A 21,035-nucleotide genomic window follows, 5' to 3' on the forward strand; every position below is an offset into this window, starting at 1 on the left:
CTTTCATCACCCACAAAACACCTTCGGTGTTGTAAGGTTAAGCCTCTCGGGTCATTAGTACTGGTTAGCTCAACGTATCGCTACGCTTACACACCCAGCCTATCTACGTCGTCGTCTTCAACGGCCCTTCAGGGGCATCTAGTGCCCAGGGAAGACTCATCTCGAGGCAAGTTTCCCGCTTAGATGCTTTCAGCGGTTATCTCTTCCGCACTTAGCTACCGGGCAATGCAATTGGCATCACAACCCGTACACCAGTGGTGCGTTCACTCCGGTCCTCTCGTACTAGGAGCAACCCCTCTCAATCTTCCAACGCCCACGGCAGATAGGGACCGAACTGTCTCACGACGTTCTAAACCCAGCTCGCGTACCACTTTAAATGGCGAACAGCCATACCCTTGGGACCTACTTCAGCCCCAGGATGTGATGAGCCGACATCGAGGTGCCAAACACCGCCGTCGATATGAACTCTTGGGCGGTATCAGCCTGTTATCCCCGGAGTACCTTTTATCCGTTGAGCGATGGCCCTTCCATTCAGAACCACCGGATCACTAAGACCTGCTTTCGCACCTGCTCGAGCTGTCACTCTCGCAGTCAAGCTAGCTTATGCCTTTGCACTAACCTCCTGATGTCCGACCAGGATTAGCTAACCTTCGTGCTCCTCCGTTACGCTTTGGGAGGAGACCGCCCCAGTCAAACTACCCACCAGACACTGTCCGCAACCCGGATTACGGGTCCACGTTAGAACATCAAACATTAAAGGGTGGTATTTCAAGGTTGGCTCCACGCAGACTGGCGTCCACGCTTCAAAGCCTCCCACCTATCCTACACATCAAGGCTCAAGGTTCAGTGTCAAGCTATAGTAAAGGTTCACGGGGTCTTTCCGTCTTGCCGCGGGTACACTGCATCTTCACAGCGAGTTCAATTTCACTGAGTCTCGGGTGGAGACAGCCTGGCCATCATTACGCCATTCGTGCAGGTCGGAACTTACCCGACAAGGAATTTCGCTACCTTAGGACCGTTATAGTTACGGCCGCCGTTTACCGGGGCTTCGATCAAGAGCTTCGCCTTGCGGCTGACCCCATCAATTAACCTTCCGGCACCGGGCAGGCGTCACACCGTATACGTCCACTTTCGTGTTTGCACAGTGCTGTGTTTTTATTAAACAGTTGCAGCCAGCTGGTATCTTCGACTGATTTCAGCTCCATGAGCAAGTCACTTCACCTACCATCAGCGTGCCTTCTCCCGAAGTTACGGCACCATTTTGCCTAGTTCCTTCACCCGAGTTCTCTCAAGCGCCTGAGTATTCTCTACCTGACCACCTGTGTCGGTTTGGGGTACGATTTGATGTTACCTGGAGCTTAGAGGCTTTTCCTGGAAGCGTAGCATCGGTTACTTCATCACCGTAGTGACTCGTCATCACGCCTCAGTGTTAACGATGACCCGGATTTACCAAAGTCATCCACCTTCACGCTTAAACCGGGACAACCGTCGCCCGGATAACCTAGCTTTCTCCGTCCCCCCTTCGCAGTAACACCGAGTACAGGAATATTAACCTGTTTCCCATCGACTACGCTTTTCAGCCTCGCCTTAGGGGTCGACTCACCCTGCCCCGATTAACGTTGGACAGGAACCCTTGGTCTTCCGGCGTGCGGGTTTTTCACCCGCATTATCGTTACTTATGTCAGCATTCGCACTTCTGATACCTCCAGCAGCCCTCACAGGCCACCTTCGCAGGCTTACAGAACGCTCCCCTACCCAACAACACCTAAGTGTCGCTGCCGCAGCTTCGGTGCATGGTTTAGCCCCGTTACATCTTCCGCGCAGGCCGACTCGACCAGTGAGCTATTACGCTTTCTTTAAATGATGGCTGCTTCTAAGCCAACATCCTGGCTGTCTATGCCTTCCCACATCGTTTCCCACTTAACCATGACTTTGGGACCTTAGCTGGCGGTCTGGGTTGTTTCCCTCTTCACGACGAACGTTAGCACCCGCCGTGTGTCTCCCGTGATAACATTCTTCGGTATTCGTAGTTTGCATCGGGTTGGTAAGTCGGGATGACCCCCTAGCCGAAACAGTGCTCTACCCCCGAAGATGAATTCACGAGGCGCTACCTAAATAGCTTTCGGGGAGAACCAGCTATCTCCCGGTTTGATTGGCCTTTCACCCCCAGCCACAAGTCATCCGCTAATTTTTCAACATTAGTCGGTTCGGTCCTCCAGTTAGTGTTACCCAACCTTCAACCTGCCCATGGCTAGATCACCGGGTTTCGGGTCTATACCCTGCAACTTAACGCCCAGTTAAGACTCGGTTTCCCTGCGGCTCCCCTATACGGTTAACCTTGCTACAGAATATAAGTCGCTGACCCATTATACAAAAGGTACGCAGTCACCTAACAAGTAGGCTCCCACTGCTTGTACGTACACGGTTTCAGGTTCTATTTCACTCCCCTCGCCGGGGTTCTTTTCGCCTTTCCCTCACGGTACTGGTTCACTATCGGTCAGTCAGGAGTATTTAGCCTTGGAGGATGGTCCCCCCATATTCAGACAGGATGTCACGTGTCCCGCCCTACTCATCGAACTCACAATTCGTGCATTTTTGTGTACGGGACTATCACCCTTTACTGTGCGACTTTCCAGACGCTTCCACTAACACACAAACTGATTCAGGTTCTGGGCTCCTCCCCGTTCGCTCGCCGCTACTGGGGGAATCTCGGTTGATTTCTTTTCCTCGGGGTACTGAGATGTTTCAGTTCCCCCGGTTCGCCTCATGACACTATGTATTCATGCCATGATAGTGTGTCGAAACACACTGGGTTTCCCCATTCGGGTATCGTCGGGTATAACGCTTCATATCAGCTTACCGACGCTTATCGCAGATTAGCACGCCCTTCATCGCCTCTGACTGCCTAGGCATCCACCGTGTACGCTTAGTCGCTTAACCTCACAACCCGAAGATGTTTCGATTGATTCATCATCGCGCTGCGATTATTTGAGAGACTCATTGACAGACTGATTCACCACGACACACCCGAAGGCCGTCATGCATGTTCAGCTGTCATGTTTCAATTTTCAGCTTGTTCCAGATTGTTAAAGAGCAATATCGTAAACATGACTCCGAAGAATCATCTTTAAGATATTCATGATAATGTCTTTCACTCATTATCGGATTGGCGTCCCCAAGGGGATTCGAACCCCTGTTACAGCCGTGAAAGGGCAGTGTCCTAGGCCTCTAGACGATGGGGACACGAAAAATCCGCACCAGGTCATAAACCCGGCACGCTCGCGTCAGCATGAGTCTACACTCATGACATCAACAGGTGCGCTTGCTCAGTATTTTCATCAGACAATCTGTGTGAGCACTTCACTTAACACACATCTTCTTGGTAAGGAGGTGATCCAACCGCAGGTTCCCCTACGGTTACCTTGTTACGACTTCACCCCAGTCATGAATCACAAAGTGGTAAGCGCCCTCCCGAAGGTTAAGCTACCTACTTCTTTTGCAACCCACTCCCATGGTGTGACGGGCGGTGTGTACAAGGCCCGGGAACGTATTCACCGTAGCATTCTGATCTACGATTACTAGCGATTCCGACTTCATGGAGTCGAGTTGCAGACTCCAATCCGGACTACGACGTACTTTATGAGGTCCGCTTGCTCTCGCGAGGTCGCTTCTCTTTGTATACGCCATTGTAGCACGTGTGTAGCCCTACTCGTAAGGGCCATGATGACTTGACGTCATCCCCACCTTCCTCCGGTTTATCACCGGCAGTCTCCTTTGAGTTCCCGACCGAATCGCTGGCAACAAAGGATAAGGGTTGCGCTCGTTGCGGGACTTAACCCAACATTTCACAACACGAGCTGACGACAGCCATGCAGCACCTGTCTCACAGTTCCCGAAGGCACTAAGGTATCTCTACCGAATTCTGTGGATGTCAAGAGTAGGTAAGGTTCTTCGCGTTGCATCGAATTAAACCACATGCTCCACCGCTTGTGCGGGCCCCCGTCAATTCATTTGAGTTTTAACCTTGCGGCCGTACTCCCCAGGCGGTCGATTTAACGCGTTAGCTCCGGAAGCCACGCCTCAAGGGCACAACCTCCAAATCGACATCGTTTACAGCGTGGACTACCAGGGTATCTAATCCTGTTTGCTCCCCACGCTTTCGCACCTGAGCGTCAGTCTTTGTCCAGGGGGCCGCCTTCGCCACCGGTATTCCTCCAGATCTCTACGCATTTCACCGCTACACCTGGAATTCTACCCCCCTCTACAAGACTCTAGCCTGTCAGTTTTGAATGCAGTTCCCAGGTTAAGCCCGGGGATTTCACATCCAACTTAACAGACCGCCTGCGTGCGCTTTACGCCCAGTCATTCCGATTAACGCTTGCACCCTCCGTATTACCGCGGCTGCTGGCACGGAGTTAGCCGGTGCTTCTTCTGCGGGTAACGTCAATCGATAAGGTTATTAACCTTACCGCCTTCCTCCCCGCTGAAAGTGCTTTACAACCCGAAGGCCTTCTTCACACACGCGGCATGGCTGCATCAGGCTTGCGCCCATTGTGCAATATTCCCCACTGCTGCCTCCCGTAGGAGTCTGGACCGTGTCTCAGTTCCAGTGTGGCTGGTCATCCTCTCAGACCAGCTAGGGATCGTCGCCTAGGTGAGCCATTACCTCACCTACTAGCTAATCCCATCTGGGCACATCTGATGGCGAGAGGCCCGAAGGTCCCCCTCTTTGCTCTTGCGAGGTTATGCGGTATTAGCTACCGTTTCCAGTAGTTATCCCCCTCCATCAGGCAGTTTCCCAGACATTACTCACCCGTCCGCCGCTCGTCACCCAAAGAGCAAGCTCTTCTGTGCTACCGCTCGACTTGCATGTGTTAGGCCTGCCGCCAGCGTTCAATCTGAGCCATGATCAAACTCTTCAATTTAAGATTTGTTTGATTTGCTGAACTCGTCAGCGATGCTCAAAGAATTAAAACTGTTTATTCGTAATGAATTTACTGTTGTTCACTCTTCAAGACTTTTTATATCGTTAAGATACGGTCTTGTGAGTGCCCACACAGATTGTCTGATTATATTGTTAAAGAGCAGTGCCACTTCATCGGTGGCGCGGGCTGCATATACTATGCTTTTCCGCTGTGAAGTCAAGTCATTACTGACCGCCTTCGTTGAATCTTTTTTCCTGTCACTACAACCGCGTGTCGCTGTTGCCGTGTCAGTGGAGGCGCATTATAGGGACTTCTCGGCGGCTGACAAGCGCTAAATGCAAAAAAATTACCGAGTGGGGATTTTTTCAGCAAAGCGAATTAAAAGACGCCGTTATGCCGGATTTTTCGCCGCTAATTGAGCGAAATCCTCATCGGACAGACTGGCGTACCATCAATTCCGGCGTCAACACCAGCGCATTAGGTTCAGTATTGGGATGTTCCAGACGATACAAAAGTGTATCCACAGCCAATTCGCCGAGTTCATCTTTAGGCTGGTGAACGGTAGTTAGAGGTGGTGACATATAGCGGGCCAGTTCAATGTCATCGTAACCAATAACCGCCATGTCTTGCGGAATAGAAAGTCCAGCCTGATAAAGCGCATGGTACACGCCAACGGCCATCGCATCGTTACTGGTGAACACCGCTTCAGGTTTATCTTCCAGCGCTAACAACTGCTGCATAGCGCGGTAGCCCGCTTCAAACTCAAAATCGCCGAAAATTTCATAGTCAGCGGGAATGAATAGCCCAGCGAGCTGCATCGCCTGTCGATAACCTTCTAATCGGTTATAGGCGGTAGTCTTATCTTTTGGACCCGCAATGCAGGCTATCTTTTTATAGCCACGAGAAATAAGGTAATTGGTCGCGATCTCCCCACCGAGCAGAGAGTTATCTTTAATGACGTCCATGACGCCTTCAAAGGGGGCCCAATCCATCATGACCATAGGTATAGAAGGATAACGGCTCATCATTTCAGGCAAAGGGCGATGGCTTTCGGTGCACATCAACAGTACGCCGTCGACCCGCTTTTGCAGCAGCGTTTCGAGACTATGGCTCATTCTGTCGCGATCGCCTTCGGTATTGCACAGAATCAGGCTATAGCCTCGCTCATAACAGCAGCGTTCTACGCCACGAACCACTTCGGCATAAAACGGGTTATTACTGGCAGTGAGCAACATACCGATGGTGCGGGTCTGGTTTATTTTCAGACTTCTGGCCAGCGCAGAGGGCGCATAGTTGAGATCCTCAACGGCCTTCATCACTTTTTCGCGAATGGTGTCGCTGACAAAGCGATTGTTATTAATGACGTGAGATACGGTAGAAGTAGAAACGCCCGCAAGACGGGCGACATCTTTCATGGTGGCCAAAGATCACCCCTGGGTTTGCAAAAATGCGTCGATCTCTTCACGCCATGGGACAGAGGGCTGAGCGCCTCGCCGAGTAACGGCTATCGCCGCTGCCGCATGGGCAAATTTTACTGCGGAGGACATGGGCTTATTTTCCAGCAATGCTGTCACTAACGCGCCATTAAACGTGTCTCCGGCGGCGATAGTATCCACGGCTTTTACGCGATATCCCGGAATTCGCTGCCCCTGACCGTTTTCACTTAACCATACGCCACGGCTACCCAATGTGATGAGAACCGTTTCAATGCCTTTATCGTGCAGAACCTGTGCTGCGCGAGCCGCATCGTCTTCCGTCTCAACGGTAATTCCCGTCAGGAACTGCGCTTCGGTTTCATTCGGCGTGATCATATTGACCAGCGATAGCAGTTCATCGGGCAGTTCACGGGCAGGGGCGGGGTTAAGAATCACTTTCGTTTGGTGTTCATGCGCCAGTTTAGCGGCCGCAATGACCGTTTCCAACGGCGACTCAAGCTGCATAAGCAATGCTGAAGCATCAATAATGTGTTGCTGATGACGATGAAGATAATCAGGCGTCACAGCAGCATTTGCGCCGGCATTAATCGCGATCATGTTCTCAGCGTCGGCGTTAACAAAAATCAGTGCAACGCCGGTTGTTTCCCCGGAGATAGCCTCAACGGCGGAAACATCGATATTGTCCTTGGATAGCTGCTGGCAAATACGGGTGCCGATATCATCTTCTCCAACGCAGGCAATAAAGGCGATGTCTGCACCGCTTCGACCAGCGGCAACGGCCTGATTGGCACCTTTCCCACCGAAAGCTACGCTATATTGCTCACCGATCACCGTTTCGCCTGGACGGGGAAATTGCTCAAGATTGAGAATATGGTCAGCATTAATACTGCCCAGCACCACCAGCTTACCCGTTTTCATTGTGTCGAATCCCGCTACGTTAATAATGCGCCACCACAAACGGGTGGCGCGAGCCCTGCTTTATTCTTTAATTATTTTGCGACCAGCTTCAGATCAACCGGAATGATGGCTTGCGTTTTTTCGCCTTTCAGCACTTTCGCCGCCGTTTCAATACCAATCACACCAATCTGATCAGGACGCTGAGCAACAGTCGCAGCCAGCTTGCCTGACTCAACGGCCTTCACACCATCCTGAGTGCCGTCAAAGCCGACAACCAGCACATCTGTTTTACCTGCGGTTTGCAGTGCACGCAGTGCACCCAACGCCATTTCATCGTTCTGAGCAAATACAGCCTGAACGTCAGGGTGCGCGGTCAGCAGGTTCTGCATCACGTTCAGCCCTTTAGTACGGTCGAAGTCAGCGGGTTGGCTGGCCAGCATAGCGAATTTATTTTTCTCAGCAGATTTCATGAAACCTGCCCCACGCTCGCGCGCGGCAGACGTTCCGGCGATGCCTTCCAACTGAATCACTTTAGCGCCTTCACCCAATTTCTTGGCAATGAAGTCACCGGCAACTTTACCGCCGAAGGCGTTATCAGAAGCCACGTGGCTCACAACTTCACCACTGCTCGCAACGCGGTCCAGCGTAATAACAGGGATCTTGGCCTGGTTAGCCATTTTAATCGCATTACCTACTGCATCAGAATCGGTCGGGTTGATCAGCAGAACTTTGGTTCCACGTACCGTCAAATCCTGAACGTTAGCCAGTTCTTTTGCTGGGTTATTCTGGGAATCCAGCACAATCAGCTCGTAACCCAGTTTGTCAGCTTCTTTCTGTGCACCCTCTTTCATTGAAACAAAGAACGGGTTATTCAGCGTAGAAACCACCAGAGCAACCGTATCTTTGGCCAAGGCATTAGCACTGACAGTCGCGCTCAGCGCAACAGCGGAAACCAGAGTAGCCAGCTTTTTCATATTCATAACTCAATTCCTGTGTGAATGAAGGTTATTTACTGCTTTTGTTATCTACCAGAACCGCCAGCAAGATGACGACTGCTTTAACGATCATTTGGTAGTAAGAAGAAACACCTAATAAATTCAGTCCGTTGTTGAGGAAACCAAGGATAAGTGCGCCGATCAACGTACCAACGATACGCCCTTTTCCTCCAGCCAGACTGGTGCCGCCCAATACTACAGCCGCGATAGCATCCAGCTCATACCCTGTACCCGCCGTCGGCTGTGCAGAGGACAAACGTGCGACTTCGATAATTCCCGCCAGGGCAGACAACAGCCCACACAGGGAATAGACAATAATTTTGACTTTATCAACGCTGATGCCGGACAAACGGGTGGCAGACTCGTTGCCGCCCAGCGCATAGATATAGCGCCCCAGACGCGTATGGTGCAACATGTACCAGGCTGCCGCGAACACGATAGCCATGATCCAGATTGGCGTCGGAATCCCCAGCGGACGACCGATACCAAACCAGCCAAACGCATCTGCTACGTCGGAAAAACCGGTATTAACCGGGCTGCCGTTGGTATAAACCATCGTCACACCGCGAAGTAACAGCATCATGACCAACGTGGCGATAAACGCCTGCACTTTGCCTTTAGATACAATAACCCCCGTACCCGCACCAATCAGCGCCCCCAGCGCCAGCGCGCCAAACACCGCCACCAGCGCATTGACTTCAAGCCCGACAATAGAAGCCGCTACGGCACCGGTCAATGCCAGTAGGGAACCCACTGACAAATCGATGCCCGAGGTCAGAATCACCAGCGTCATCCCGACGGCCATGATGGCGTTCACCGACGTCTGCTGGAGAATATTGAACAGGTTGTTCAGGGTAAAAAAGTTAGGGCTCATGGCGGAAACAACCGCAATCAGGATCAGGAGCGCGATCAGCGATTTCTGCTCCAGTAACCACTCTTTGCTGAACCAGCGTTTTGCCGCGATAGATTGAGAACTCATGTCTGACTTACTCCTGCTTTGCGCCGTATTGCTTACCAACGGCCGCGGCCATCAGTGCTTCCTGGGTTGCTTGCTCAATAGGGAAATCACCGCTCAAGCGCCCTTCATGCATCACAATGATGCGATCGCTCATTCCCAAGACTTCGGGCATTTCGGATGACACCAATATGATGCTCAGCCCTTCTTCTTTGAATTGATTGATTAACTGATAAATCTCTTTCTTCGCCCCGACATCGACGCCACGCGTCGGTTCATCGAGGATCAGGACATTTGGGCGCGTCATCAGGCCACGGGCAATCGCCACTTTCTGCTGATTACCGCCGGAAAGCAGGCCGATAGGCTGCTCCATTGAAGGCGTTTTCACGTTGAACAGGCGAATAAAGTCGGCAACGGTCAGTTGCTCTTCGGCATGTTTCAAACGACCGCCCGCATGGCTGAAATAGCGCAGTGCGGTTAAGGACATGTTTTCTTTTACTGACATGCCCAGCACCAGACCATCGCGCTTGCGATCTTCTGATATGTAAACGATGCCGTTCGCCAGGCCATCCTGCGGTTTACGGGTCACAACGTCGCGGCCATCCAGCATCACATTACCGCCAGTTCGCGGTAGTGCACCGTAGAGAATCTTCATCAGTTCGGTACGGCCCGCGCCCATCAGCCCTGCGACGCCCAGAATTTCGCCTTTCCGCACCGTAAAGCTGACACTGTCGACGCCCGGCCCAGAGAGATTCTGTACCTTAAGGCGAACCTCTCCCGGCACTTTATTCGAACGTGGGTACTGATCTTCCAGCTTACGACCGACCATCATTTCAATCAGCGTATCTTCCTCTAAATCACTGACCGGACGCTCGCCGATAAACTGACCATCGCGGAACACGGTAATGTCATCGCAGATTTCAAAGATTTCTTTCAGACGGTGGGAAATATAGACAATGCCGCATCCCTGAGATTGCAGCTCTTTGATCACGCTGAATAACGAAGCGGTTTCAGTATCTGTCAGGGCATCGGTCGGTTCATCCATGATGATGACTTTCGATTCAAAGCTCAGCACCTTGGCAATTTCTACCATTTGCTGATCGCCAATCGATAAATCCCCGACCATACGACGGCTGTCATAGCGCAGATTAAGGCGTTTCAGCAGCTTATCGGCTTCCGCATACATCTTGTTCCAGTCGATACGACCGAAGCGGTTGGTAAATTCACGACCAAGGAAGATATTCTCGGCAATCGTGAGTTGGGGAATCAGGTTAAGTTCCTGATGGATAATACCGATACCTGCTTCCTGGGACGCTTTCGGCCCGCTGAAATCGACCTCTTTCCCCAGAAAATGAATGCTGCCAGCATCTTTACGATAGATCCCGGTCAGAACTTTCATCATGGTGGACTTGCCCGCACCGTTCTCGCCCACCAGCGCCATCACTTTTCCCGGATAGACGTTGAGTGCCGCACCGGAAAGCGCTTTAACGCCGGGAAAAGATTTCGTGATGCCTTGCAGTTGCAGTAAAGGTTGCATTGATGCCTCAGAACGTTACGCCAGCACAAAGGATGACATTGGCATACGGAGAGCACTCTCCGCTGCGAATGATGGCCCGGCTTTTGCCGCTTTGGGTTTTAAATTCTTCATGGCTAACATAGTGCAATGCAATTGAGTTTCCCTGGTGTTGTTCAAGTTGCTTCAATTGATCGAGTAATGCGTCATGGACTGCGGGGTTCTTTTCAATTATTTCTTCCGCCAGAATAGCGGCCTCGACCTGCATTTCGCTGGTGACAACGCTAACCACCTGCAAAAACGTCGGCACGTTATGCGTCAACGCCAGATCGATACGGGTCGTCGTTTCAGGAATTGGTAAACCGGCATCGCCAATCACCAGGCTATCGGTATGCCCCAGTCGAGAAATCACGGAAGAAATATCTGAATTCAATAATGCTGCTTTTTTCATCTTATCACCCCACCAGCGAAACGTTTCGCTAATAACATTCTAGAAAAAGAAGCAAGAAAGGCAATGAAGAGATAAAAAAAATGTGATCACCATCGAAACGTTTCGCTAACAAAAAAAGAAAGGTAACGAGAGGTCGTTATAGGAGATTGATAAATAGAGAAATGGCGGGCAACAGCCCGCCAATAGGGAACAGAGGATAATACGTTAGAGTTTACGAATCTGCTTCACATCTACCCCGACAGCGTTGAATTCTTTATCCAACTCGCCTGAAATTTCCACTTTATCGGTAGGTGAAACCATCTGGCCATTCCAGCGTTTGTGATCGATCTCGACTTCCATCGTGCCCGTTGAATCGCGGAACAGGTAGTTTTCATCGCCGAGCCGTTTTTCAATATTCCCTCTCAGCGTCACCCAAGTGTCATCACGCAAATCTTTAGCTTTATCTACCGTGGTGAGGGAACTCTGCGAATCGGTGAATCCCCCTTGATGTGTACCAACGGTTGGTGTTTCCGGATTGACAAAACCACCGCCACTTTGTGCAGCAAATGCTGGTGCAGAAACCAGAGCGGTAATGGCGAGTAACGCAGCTGCTTTTTTCATATTTACCTTCCTTATTTGCCTGTCGTTTCGCAGTCAACCTGCGGGAGTAATCGGTCTTCGATAAGGATTAAAACAAACCGTTCTTAACAGAATCTTAAGGAAGCAACTTTCGCATTGTTGTTTTTTTATATTGCCGGATATTGCCCAGTTTCAGCGATTTGACCTGTACACACCGGCTCTCTATTTCGTATAAAACCGGAAAAGGCATAAGCGCAACAGCAGCGCATTCTCTGCGAGGCAGCCATGAGAATATTGTTAATCGAAGACGATCGCTTGATTGGCGACGGCCTGAAAGCGGGGCTGAACAAACTGGGCTTTAATATCGACTGGTTTATGGAAGGTAAAGCAGGTGCAGCGGCATTGAAGGCGGCCCCCTATGATGCGGTGGTGCTCGATCTCAGCCTGCCGGGTATGGACGGGATGGATATTCTGCGCCAGTGGCGTCAGGCGGGCCATGACGAACCGGTACTGATTTTGACCGCCCGCGATGCGCTGGAACAACGAGTGGAAGGGCTACAACGAGGTGCCGATGATTATTTATGTAAGCCCTTTGCGCTGACAGAAGTGGCCGCTCGCCTGCAGGCACTGATTCGCCGCCGTCACGGTCAGCTTCAACCGGCATTAACGCACGGTGCAGTTTCCCTTGAGCAGGGATCGCGGAGCGTCACGCTTAACAACGAACCGCTAATACTAAAATCTCGCGAACTGGCGTTACTGGAACTGTTTTTGCTCAATCCGAACCGCATACTCACGCGCGCACAGTTGGAAGAAAAGCTCTATGGGTGGGACGATGATGTCTCCAGTAATGCGGTAGAAGTGCATATCCATCATCTGCGTAAAAAGCTGGGCAGCGGGTTTATCCGTACCGTGCATGGCGTTGGCTATATTCTGGGGGATGCGCCATGAACCGACTCAGCCTGCGTTTACGCCTGATTGCAGGTTTTACGCTGCTGACATTGATTTGCTGGGGCGTAGCTAGTCTGCTTTCGTGGTATCAAACACGCCATAATATCAATGAGCTATTTGATACCCAGCAAATGCTGTTTGCCAAACACCTGGCCACCATGAATCCTGATGAATTGCGAATCCAGTCAATTTCTCTGCCCAAAACCAAAAGTCTGGTACATGAGAATCAGGGAAAGCAGGAAGATGATGCGCTGGCCTTCGCCATTTTTACCCGCGATGGGAAAATGGTGCTGAACGATGGTGATAACGGCAAGGATTTCATTTTTAACTATACGCGCAACGGCTTCACCGACGGCAGATTACGCGATGACAATGATGCCTGGCGCATCGTCTGGCTGACGACTGCGGATAATCGCTACGTGATTGCTGTCGGGCAGGAGTGGGAATATCGTCAGGACATGACGCTGGATATTGTAAAAACCAACCTAATGCCCTGGTTGTTCGCCCTGCCGATCATGCTGGTGCTGCTGTTCTGGCTGGTCACGCGTGAGCTCTCACCGCTAAAACGCATTACCGCCGAGCTTCAACAGCGTTTACCTGACGAAAGTACGCCGCTGGCGACGCAGCACATACCGCAAGAAGTTCGCCCGTTAGTCAACGCATTAAACCACCTGTTTTCCCGCATCAGCGACATGCTGGTTCGTGAACGCCGTTTTACCTCCGATGCGGCTCACGAATTGCGTAGCCCGCTGGCAGCGTTGAAAGTCCAAACCGAAGTCGCACAGCTGGCGCATGATGATGAAGCCATGCGGCACCATGCGCTGGTCAACCTGGATAAAGGCATCGATCGGGCCACACGACTGGTGGATCAGCTCCTGACGCTGTCGCGGCTGGATGCCGAATCGTCTCCCGAAGGGATGCAGCCCGTCCAGTTCAATGAACTCCTGCAACAGGCGGTGATCGCGCATTACCACACAGCGCAAACCGCGGGTATCGAGCTGACGCTGGATTTACCGGACACCCCGGTTATTAGGCAGGGCCACCCGCTGCTGCTGACTCTGCTGGTGCGCAATCTGCTGGATAATGCTATTCGCTACAGCCATGAAGGAGGAACGGTAAGTCTGACGCTGACAGAGCGCGACTTTCAGGTTGCCGATAACGGACCGGGCATTAGTGAAGAGGCACTGGCAAGAATTGGCGAACGCTTTTATCGCCCGCCGGGGCAGGAGAAATCCGGTAGCGGTCTTGGGATTTCCATCGTCAACAATATCGCAAAACTGCACCACATGCGGGTCACGTTCACCAATCAGCCCGAAGGCGGGCTGATTGTGTCGGTTAACTGGCAAAAGCTATAGGACGTTGCGTTGGGGTAAGATCGAGATACACGGTCTACCACGAGGCGAGGTGTCCCTGCGGGAACCTCATCCCCGTGTTTCCCTAATAACAAACAGCGAGTCGCTGCCTATGTGTTAACGATAGCGAGTATAGAGGGTTCACTTAAATCTCGACCTGTATCCCCAGTTCGATCAGCCTGTTCGGCGGTATTTCAAACTGATCCGCAGCTCGCAGCGCATTGCGGCTGAGCATCATGAATAGCTTACCGCGCAAGCGCAGATACCACGGGCGCTCACCGATAATCAGCGATTCATTGGACATAAAGAAAGACGTTTCCATCATTTGACAGGTTAACCCGTCCTGCCAGCAGCGCTGAAAGACCTCTTCCACATCCGGTGTCTCACGCCAGCCATAGTTGGCAATCACGCGCCAGAACGTCGGCGAAAGCTGTTCGACCGTCACGCGGCGAGCGTTAAGCACATAGGGCGCATCCTCCGTCCGCATGGTCAACAGCACCACGCGCTCGTGCAGGATCTTATTGTGCTTAAGGTTATGCAGTAGCGCGAACGGAATCACCCGAGTCGCACGCGAGAAATACACGGCGGTCCCCGGCACACGCGTCGGCGGCGTTTTCTCCAACGAGGCAATCATGGCATCCAGCGAGTTACCATGCTCATGCAACCGGCGCAGAAGCCTGAAACGCTCGCTTTTCCACGTCGTCATGATGATAAACATCACCATACCCAGCGCCAGCGGCAGCCAGCCGCCGGACAGGATCTTGACCACGTTTGCCAAAAACATCGGCACGTCGATAATCAGCAAGCCCGCCAGCAATACCCACGCCAGATAGCGATTCCAGAGCCAATTCTTCACCGCTACCGTACAGAACAGAATGCTGGTAATCACCATCGTACCCGTTACCGCAATCCCGTAAGCCGCCGCCAGATTGCTCGAATGCTCAAAGCTGACAATCACGATGACAACGGCGATATAGAGCATCCAGTTAATGGCGGGGATATAGATCTGACCAGATTCCATATCTGACGTGTGTACGATACGCATCGGCGGCAAGTAGCCCAGTCGCACCGCCTGACGGGTCAGGGAGAAAACACCGGAAATGACGGCCTGCGAGGCAATGATTGTCGCCAGCGTAGCCAATATCATCAGTGGAATCAGCGCCCAGTCTGGCGCCAGCAGGAAAAAGGGGTTCTTGATGGCTTCCGGGTCTTTTAACAGCAGCGCACCCTGCCCGAAGTAATTTAACACCAGCGATGGCAGCACTACAGTAAACCAAGCCAGACGAATAGGGAATTTACCGAAGTGGCCCATATCGGCATACAGCGCCTCGACCCCAGTAATCGCCAGCACCACCGCCCCCAGCGCGAAGAACGACACCGCTTTATATTCAATAAAGAAGCGCACGGCGTACATCGGGTTCAACGCCTGCAAGACTTCGGGGTTAGCAATAATGCTGCGCGCGCCCAGTACGCCAAGCGTCAAAAACCAGATCAGCATCACGGGTGCAAACAGCTTGCCGACGCTACCCGTACCGTGTTTTTGAATGATAAACAGTAATGTCAGAACGACAATCGAGAGTGGAACGATATAGCTGTCCATTGAAGGCGCGGCGATTTCCAACCCTTCCATCGCCGACATCACCGAGATAGCGGGTGTGATGACCACTTCCCCATAGAAGAAGCTGCCGCCAATCAACCCCATGATGACCAGCACGGACGTCATGCGATCGGAGGTATTGCGCCCGGCTAACGACATGAGGGTGAGAATCCCACCTTCGCCTGCGTTATCAGCACGCATCACATAGGTCAGATATTTCAGCGAAACAACGAGGACCAACAGCCAAAAGATCAGTGAAAGAAAGCCAAAGACCGAGTCAGGCTCGACCCCAAAACCAAACTGCCCTGATAAACATTCCCTTAACGTATAAAGAGGGCTGGTTCCTATATCTCCATAAACCACCCCGATGGCCGCCAGCGTGACAGCCGGAAGCGAACGTTTATGTTCTGAGCTCATATCTATCTTCTGTTGTTAATCAGTCCGCGAAGCGCGTCATTCACAGCAACTCGTCCAAGAGCGCACAGTATGCACAAATCAGGGTAAAAACCCATTTTTATTATGCGGTCACCTGTATAAGAAACATCCTGTAAAAGGTGGTTTATTGCTTACTTACCCCGTTAGGGTGAATAATCCGTAAAAGTATTCTAATAAAAAACTGTGATCTGCCGTTTATTATTACCATTACCTTTCTGAAAGTAGGGATTTTCTGAGCGTCCGCTTTCAGCGGGATCAATAGGGTTCAGAAATAAACGATTTCGGTGCATCACATCATGGGACTAACGGATTAATTATGCGTCAAACTGCAGCATTGGCTGAAAGAATTTCTCGTCTCAGTCATGCGCTAGAACACGGACTCTACGAAAGACAGCACACCATTCGTCTCTGTCTGTTGGCCGCGCTAAGCGGGGAAAGTGTTTTCCTGCTGGGACCGCCAGGTATCGCCAAAAGTATGATCGCTCGGCGTCTTAAATTCGCTTTTCGTCATGCGAACGCGTTCGAGTACCTGATGACACGCTTTTCCACCCCGGAAGAGGTATTCGGTCCCCTTTCCATTCAGGCGTTAAAAGACGAAGGGCGCTATCAGCGTCTGACCGCTGGCTATCTGCCAGAAGCTGAAATCGTGTTTCTGGATGAGATCTGGAAAGCGGGCCCCGCCATTTTGAATACCCTGCTGACGGCCATTAACGAGCGGCGTTTCCGTAATGGCAACAGCGAAGACACGATCCCGATGCGCCTGCTGGTCGCCGCGTCGAATGAATTGCCGGAAGCGGATGGCGGTCTGGAAGCGCTCTACGACCGCATGCTCATCCGGCTGTGGCTCGATCGCGTGCAGGAAAAACAGAATTTCCGTGCGCTGCTCGTGAATAACAGCAGCGAACGCGATAACCCTGTTCCGCCCGCTCTTAGCGTCAGCGATGAAGAGTACCAACAGTGGCAGAAGGATATTGAGCACGTCGCGTTGCCAGAATTCGGCTTTGAGCTGATTTACACGCTGCGTCAGCAGCTTGATGCGCTGGAACAGGCTCCTTACATTTCCGATCGGCGCTGGAAAAAAGCCCTGCGCCTGCTTCAGGCCAGCGCGTTTTTCTGCGGACGGGATGCCATTACGCCGGTTGATATCATTCTGTTGAAAGACTGTCTCTGGCATGACCAAAGCACGTTAACGCTCATCGAGCATCAGCTTGAATTACTGATTACCGAACACGCCTACCAGCAGAAAAGCCTGCTGTTCCGCTTGCAGCAGGTGAACAGCAGACGTCAGCAATACCAGCGTGAACAAAGCGAATTACAGGCCTTTTCGGTGGAGAAACAGGGGCACTTCCTAGGCCGCAAATTCCATTACACCTTGCCTGAAACGATCGCCGCTGAAACGCTGGATCTGGTGCTGCAACGCCCGCTGATCCTGCACGATATTGAAGTCAACCATCTGATCATTGAGAAGAATGCTCTGCAAGGCTGGCTGCAAAAAGGGGGAGAAATCCGGGGCAAGCTCAACGGTATCGGCTTTACTCAACGTCTCGATCTGCTGGTGGACGATCGCCAACATCTGACGGTTCGTGATATCAGCCTGCAATCCTCTATTCTTTCTCTGCCGGAAAAGCGCGACATTGCGCTTCCTGCCGACATTATCGATGAGTATGAAAAGCTGAACATGCAGTTGCGCGAACAGCGCCGCTTATTCAGCCAGCATCAGCCTTGCCTGTTTGTCCCCAGTGAGTGGTTGGCCAAAATAGAAGCCAGCCTGCAACAGGTCGCTGAGCAGATCCAGCAATCAGAGCAACAGGACTAACGCCCGATGATCACGCTGGAATCACTGGAAATGCTGCTGTCTATCGATGAAAACGAGCTGTTAGACGATCTTATCGTCACACTGCTGGCGACGCCTCAGCTCGCTTTCTTCTTTGAAAAGTATCCCAGCCTGAAGTCCGCGTTACTCAACGACCTGCCTCACTGGAAAGAAACCTTAAAACAGCGCCTGCGTGCCACACAGGTACCGCCGGAGCTGGAAAAAGAATTTAGCTGCTACCAGCGTTCACAATCGATCGACAATCAGACTTTTCAGGTACGCCTGCCTGCGATTATGGATACGCTGAACAACGTAGAATCCCCCTTTCTGACACAGGCCTCACAGCTCATGGCCTCTCCAGAGCGAACCTTAGGACAGAAGGTCACGAGCGGGCTTCACGCACTCTTTCTTCAGCGCTGGCGGCTAAGCCTCACTCTACAAACTGTTTCACTGCATCAGCAATTGATGGATCAGGAGCGGGAAATCCTGCTGGATGAACTGCAACAACGCCTGACCCTCAGCGGCAAACTCGAACCTATTCTGGCCGAAAACGAAAATGCGGCCGGGCGGCTCTGGGATCTCAGCGCGGCACAGCGTATTCACACCGATCCCCGTCCGTTACTGGATTTCGGCGCTTTCCTGCAACGCCAGCCTGCATTACAAAAACTGGCGGAACGCTTAGGGCGCAGTCGCGAAACCAAATCCATCCTCACGCAGGAAGCACCGAAAGAAGCCTTCCGGGTCAGAGTACGGGAACCCGCCACCGTGCCTGAGCAGGTGAGCGGCGTGCATCAGAGCGATGACATTTTGCGTTTGATGCCGACGGAGCTGGTCACGCTGGGCATTAGCGAACTGGAATATGAATTCTATCGTCGCCTGCTGGAACATCGGCTGCTGACCTATCGCTTACAGGGGGAAAGCTGGCGCGAGAAAATCACCGAGCGTCCCGTGGTACATCAGCAAAACGAACAGCAGCCACGTGGCCCCTTTATCGTCTGCGTCGATACGTCAGGCTCGATGGGCGGCTTTAATGAACGCTGTGCCAAAGCCTTCTGTCTGGCATTGATGCGCATCGCGCTCGCCGACAACCGCCGTTGCTACATCATGCTGTTTTCTACTGGCGTGGTGAAATATGAACTCACATCTGCGGACGGCTTAGAGCAGGCGATACGTTTTCTCAGCCAGTCTTTCCGCGGCGGCACAGATATGAGCGCCTGTCTGTCAGCATTGTTAGATAAGATGGACGACGCACTCTGGCATGATGCCGATGCGGTGGTGATTTCGGATTTTATCGCCCAGCGGTTGCCGGATGAGGTGGTAAATAAGGTGAAAAGCCGGCAGAAGCAGCTACAACATCGTTTCCATGCTGTAGCGATGTCCGATCATGGCAAACCCGGCATCATGCACATCTTTGACCATATCTGGCGCTTTGATACCGGGTTAAAAAGCCGCTTAATGCGCCGTTGGCAGCACGGCAAGGCTTATTAAAGCAGGCCGGAAACTGACTCACGCAGCGGCTGTGGCCATACGCCGCACTGAACCTGACCAATGTGCGACAATTGCAGCAGCAGCATGACCAGACGAGACTGACCGATTCCACCGCCGATCGTTTGCGGCATTTCGCCGCGCAGCAGCGCCTGATGCCATTCCAGCTTCAGACGTTCTTCATCCTGCGTCAGCGCCAGCTGGCGTGTTAACGCTTCCGCATCGACACGGATGCCCATTGATGAAATCTCAAATGCATCGTTCAGAACCGGGTTCCACACGACGATATCGCCGTTCAGTCCCGCCAGTTCCTGCTCGCCTGGTGTCGTCCAGTCATCATAATCCGGTGCACGCACATCGTGAGAGTGCCCGCTGGACAGCTTACCGCCAATCCCAATCAGGAAGACCGCACCCAGTTCTTTAGCGATAGCGCGTTCACGCCCTTTGGCATCCAAATCGGGGTAGCGCTGCAGCAACGTTTCGGTATGCACAAAATGAATCTGCTCTGGCAGGAAAGGCTGAATGCCAAACGCCTGATGTACCGCAGCTTCCGTTGCTTTAATGCCTTGATAAATACGCGTCACCGTCGATTTCAGATACTCCGCATTACGCTCGCCATCTCCCATCACGCGCTCCCAGTCCCACTGATCGACATAGACCGAATGGATTGGGCTTAAACGATCTTCGTCCGGGCGCAGTGCCTTCATGTGGGTATAGATGCCTTCGCCGAAGCTAAAATCGTACGCACCCAGCGTTTTACGTTTCCATTTCGCCAGTGAGTGAACCACTTCAAATGTGGCATCTGGCAGGGCTTTAACCTTAACCTGCACCGCTTTTTCCGTACCGGACAAGTTATCCTGCGTGCCGTCGCCGATACGGCTGAGAATCGGTGCCTGGACTTCAATCAATCCCAAAAGCTGCTCCAGCTGGCTGGAGAAGAAAGATTTAACGAAGCTGATTTGCTGCTGTTTTTCGATGTACTGCTTTTTCATTGCCGCGTCTCTTATTCATCGTATTTAGTTATTCATTAAGCAATAAAAACTGCCAGTCATTCAATAATCTTATGGATAAATTGCACTTGTGCTTTTAATCCGTCATTTTAGAGCGGTATAAAATCATTATTCGCTAAAATAGGAGGCTCAAAGTGGCAGAAATTTATCAGATCGATAATCTCGATCGCGGCATTCTTTCCGCCTTAATGGAAAATGCGCGCACGCCTTATGCCGAACTGGCAAAACAGTTTTCCGTTAGTCCGGGGACGATCCACGTTCGAGTGGAGAAAATGAAACAGGCGGGCATCATTGTCGGTACACGTCTGGACGTGAACCCAAAGCAGCTGGGCTATGACGTATGCTGTTTTATCGGCATCATTCTGAAAAGCGCCAAAGATTATCCCTCTGCGCTGGAGAAGTTGAACAATCTGGAAGAAGTGGTCGAGGCCTACTACACCACCGGGCATTACAGCATCTTTATTAAGGTCATGTGCCGCTCGATCGAGGCGCTGCAACATGTGCTTATCAACAAGATCCAAACAATTGATGAAATTCAGTCCACTGAAACGCTAATCTCCCTGCAAAACCCCATCATGCGGACGATCGCGCCGTAATGCTTTTTTCCTATACCCATATTATCCACAGGTAGATCCCAGCCAGATCACAGCGTACAATGTCCCGTC

Annotated in this window: 14 protein-coding genes, 1 tRNA gene and 2 rRNA genes; 5 read left to right on the forward strand and 12 right to left on the reverse strand. The window is 51.9% G+C overall.

Annotated elements, in window-relative coordinates; genetic code table 11:
• Positions 1–33: 33 nt before the first annotated feature.
• The 10 genes from MYB54_RS21630 to MYB54_RS21675 form a co-directional block, all read right to left on the reverse strand.
• Positions 34–2,940, reverse strand: a 23S ribosomal RNA gene (locus tag MYB54_RS21630).
• Between the two features lie 227 nt (positions 2,941–3,167).
• A tRNA-Glu gene (locus MYB54_RS21635) sits at positions 3,168–3,243 on the reverse strand.
• Positions 3,244–3,383: 140 nt separating this feature from the next.
• Positions 3,384–4,925 (reverse strand): 16S ribosomal RNA (locus MYB54_RS21640).
• Together the 16S and 23S rRNA genes with 1 tRNA gene alongside form the textbook arrangement of a ribosomal RNA operon.
• Positions 4,926–5,353: 428 nt before the next feature.
• On the reverse strand, positions 5,354–6,349 hold the full coding sequence (gene rbsR / locus MYB54_RS21645; RefSeq protein WP_039281232.1) for a ribose operon transcriptional repressor RbsR: 996 nt from the start codon (positions 6,347–6,349) through the stop codon (positions 5,354–5,356).
• A gap of 3 nt (positions 6,350–6,352) precedes the next feature.
• Complete coding sequence (gene rbsK, locus MYB54_RS21650) at positions 6,353–7,279, reverse strand: ribokinase (RefSeq protein WP_039317415.1); 927 nt, start codon at positions 7,277–7,279, stop codon at positions 6,353–6,355.
• 71 nt (positions 7,280–7,350) lie between these two features.
• Positions 7,351–8,238 (reverse strand): ribose ABC transporter substrate-binding protein RbsB, encoded by an 888-nt coding sequence (rbsB, locus tag MYB54_RS21655; protein WP_005976509.1) that lies wholly within the window; start codon positions 8,236–8,238, stop codon positions 7,351–7,353.
• 25 nt (positions 8,239–8,263) lie between these two features.
• A complete protein-coding gene (gene rbsC / locus MYB54_RS21660; protein WP_014917165.1) occupies positions 8,264–9,232 on the reverse strand; it encodes a ribose ABC transporter permease in 969 nt (322 codons plus the stop codon).
• Positions 9,233–9,239: 7 nt separating this feature from the next.
• Entirely contained in the window at positions 9,240–10,745 is a 1,506-nt protein-coding gene (gene rbsA, locus MYB54_RS21665) for a ribose ABC transporter ATP-binding protein RbsA (protein WP_248721345.1), read from the reverse strand.
• Between the two features lie 7 nt (positions 10,746–10,752).
• On the reverse strand, positions 10,753–11,172 hold the full coding sequence (rbsD, locus tag MYB54_RS21670) for a D-ribose pyranase (RefSeq protein WP_010300118.1): 420 nt from the start codon (positions 11,170–11,172) through the stop codon (positions 10,753–10,755).
• 204 nt (positions 11,173–11,376) lie between these two features.
• On the reverse strand, positions 11,377–11,772 hold the full coding sequence (locus tag MYB54_RS21675; RefSeq protein WP_248721346.1) for a YgiW/YdeI family stress tolerance OB fold protein: 396 nt from the start codon (positions 11,770–11,772) through the stop codon (positions 11,377–11,379).
• A gap of 243 nt (positions 11,773–12,015) precedes the next feature.
• Between MYB54_RS21675 and qseB the strand changes: the two genes are divergently transcribed.
• Positions 12,016–12,678 carry a quorum sensing response regulator transcription factor QseB gene (gene qseB, locus MYB54_RS21680; RefSeq protein ID WP_039465702.1) on the forward strand — a complete coding sequence of 221 codons (663 nt, stop codon included), beginning with the start codon at positions 12,016–12,018 and terminating at the stop codon, positions 12,676–12,678.
• Positions 12,675–14,033: a quorum sensing histidine kinase QseC gene (gene qseC, locus MYB54_RS21685; RefSeq protein ID WP_248721347.1), complete on the forward strand. Its 1,359-nt coding sequence runs from the start codon at positions 12,675–12,677 to the stop codon at positions 14,031–14,033. The genes qseB and qseC overlap by 4 nt, the downstream gene beginning before the upstream one ends.
• Before the next feature lie 142 nt (positions 14,034–14,175).
• Here the strand turns inward: qseC and kup are convergent, their stop codons facing one another.
• A complete protein-coding gene (gene kup / locus MYB54_RS21690; RefSeq protein ID WP_039487773.1) occupies positions 14,176–16,044 on the reverse strand; it encodes a low affinity potassium transporter Kup in 1,869 nt (622 codons plus the stop codon).
• A gap of 334 nt (positions 16,045–16,378) precedes the next feature.
• Between kup and ravA the strand changes: the two genes are divergently transcribed.
• Both ravA and viaA read left to right on the forward strand, forming a co-directional pair.
• Positions 16,379–17,878, forward strand: a complete 1,500-nt coding sequence (gene ravA / locus MYB54_RS21695) for an ATPase RavA (RefSeq protein WP_100017867.1) — start codon at positions 16,379–16,381, stop codon at positions 17,876–17,878.
• A gap of 6 nt (positions 17,879–17,884) precedes the next feature.
• Positions 17,885–19,363 (forward strand): ATPase RavA stimulator ViaA, encoded by a 1,479-nt coding sequence (viaA, locus tag MYB54_RS21700; RefSeq protein WP_248721348.1) that lies wholly within the window; start codon positions 17,885–17,887, stop codon positions 19,361–19,363.
• Here viaA and asnA read toward each other — a convergent pair.
• Positions 19,360–20,352: an aspartate--ammonia ligase gene (asnA, locus tag MYB54_RS21705; protein WP_039281256.1), complete on the reverse strand. Its 993-nt coding sequence runs from the start codon at positions 20,350–20,352 to the stop codon at positions 19,360–19,362. The two genes, viaA and asnA, sit on opposite strands and share 4 nt — an antisense overlap.
• A gap of 206 nt (positions 20,353–20,558) precedes the next feature.
• Between asnA and asnC the strand changes: the two genes are divergently transcribed.
• On the forward strand, positions 20,559–20,966 hold the full coding sequence (asnC, locus tag MYB54_RS21710) for a transcriptional regulator AsnC (RefSeq protein WP_226373290.1): 408 nt from the start codon (positions 20,559–20,561) through the stop codon (positions 20,964–20,966).
• Positions 20,967–21,035: the final 69 nt, after the last annotated feature.

This window comes from Pectobacterium nicotianae, from assembly GCF_023272715.1.
Classification (GTDB): domain Bacteria; phylum Pseudomonadota; class Gammaproteobacteria; order Enterobacterales; family Enterobacteriaceae; genus Pectobacterium; species Pectobacterium brasiliense.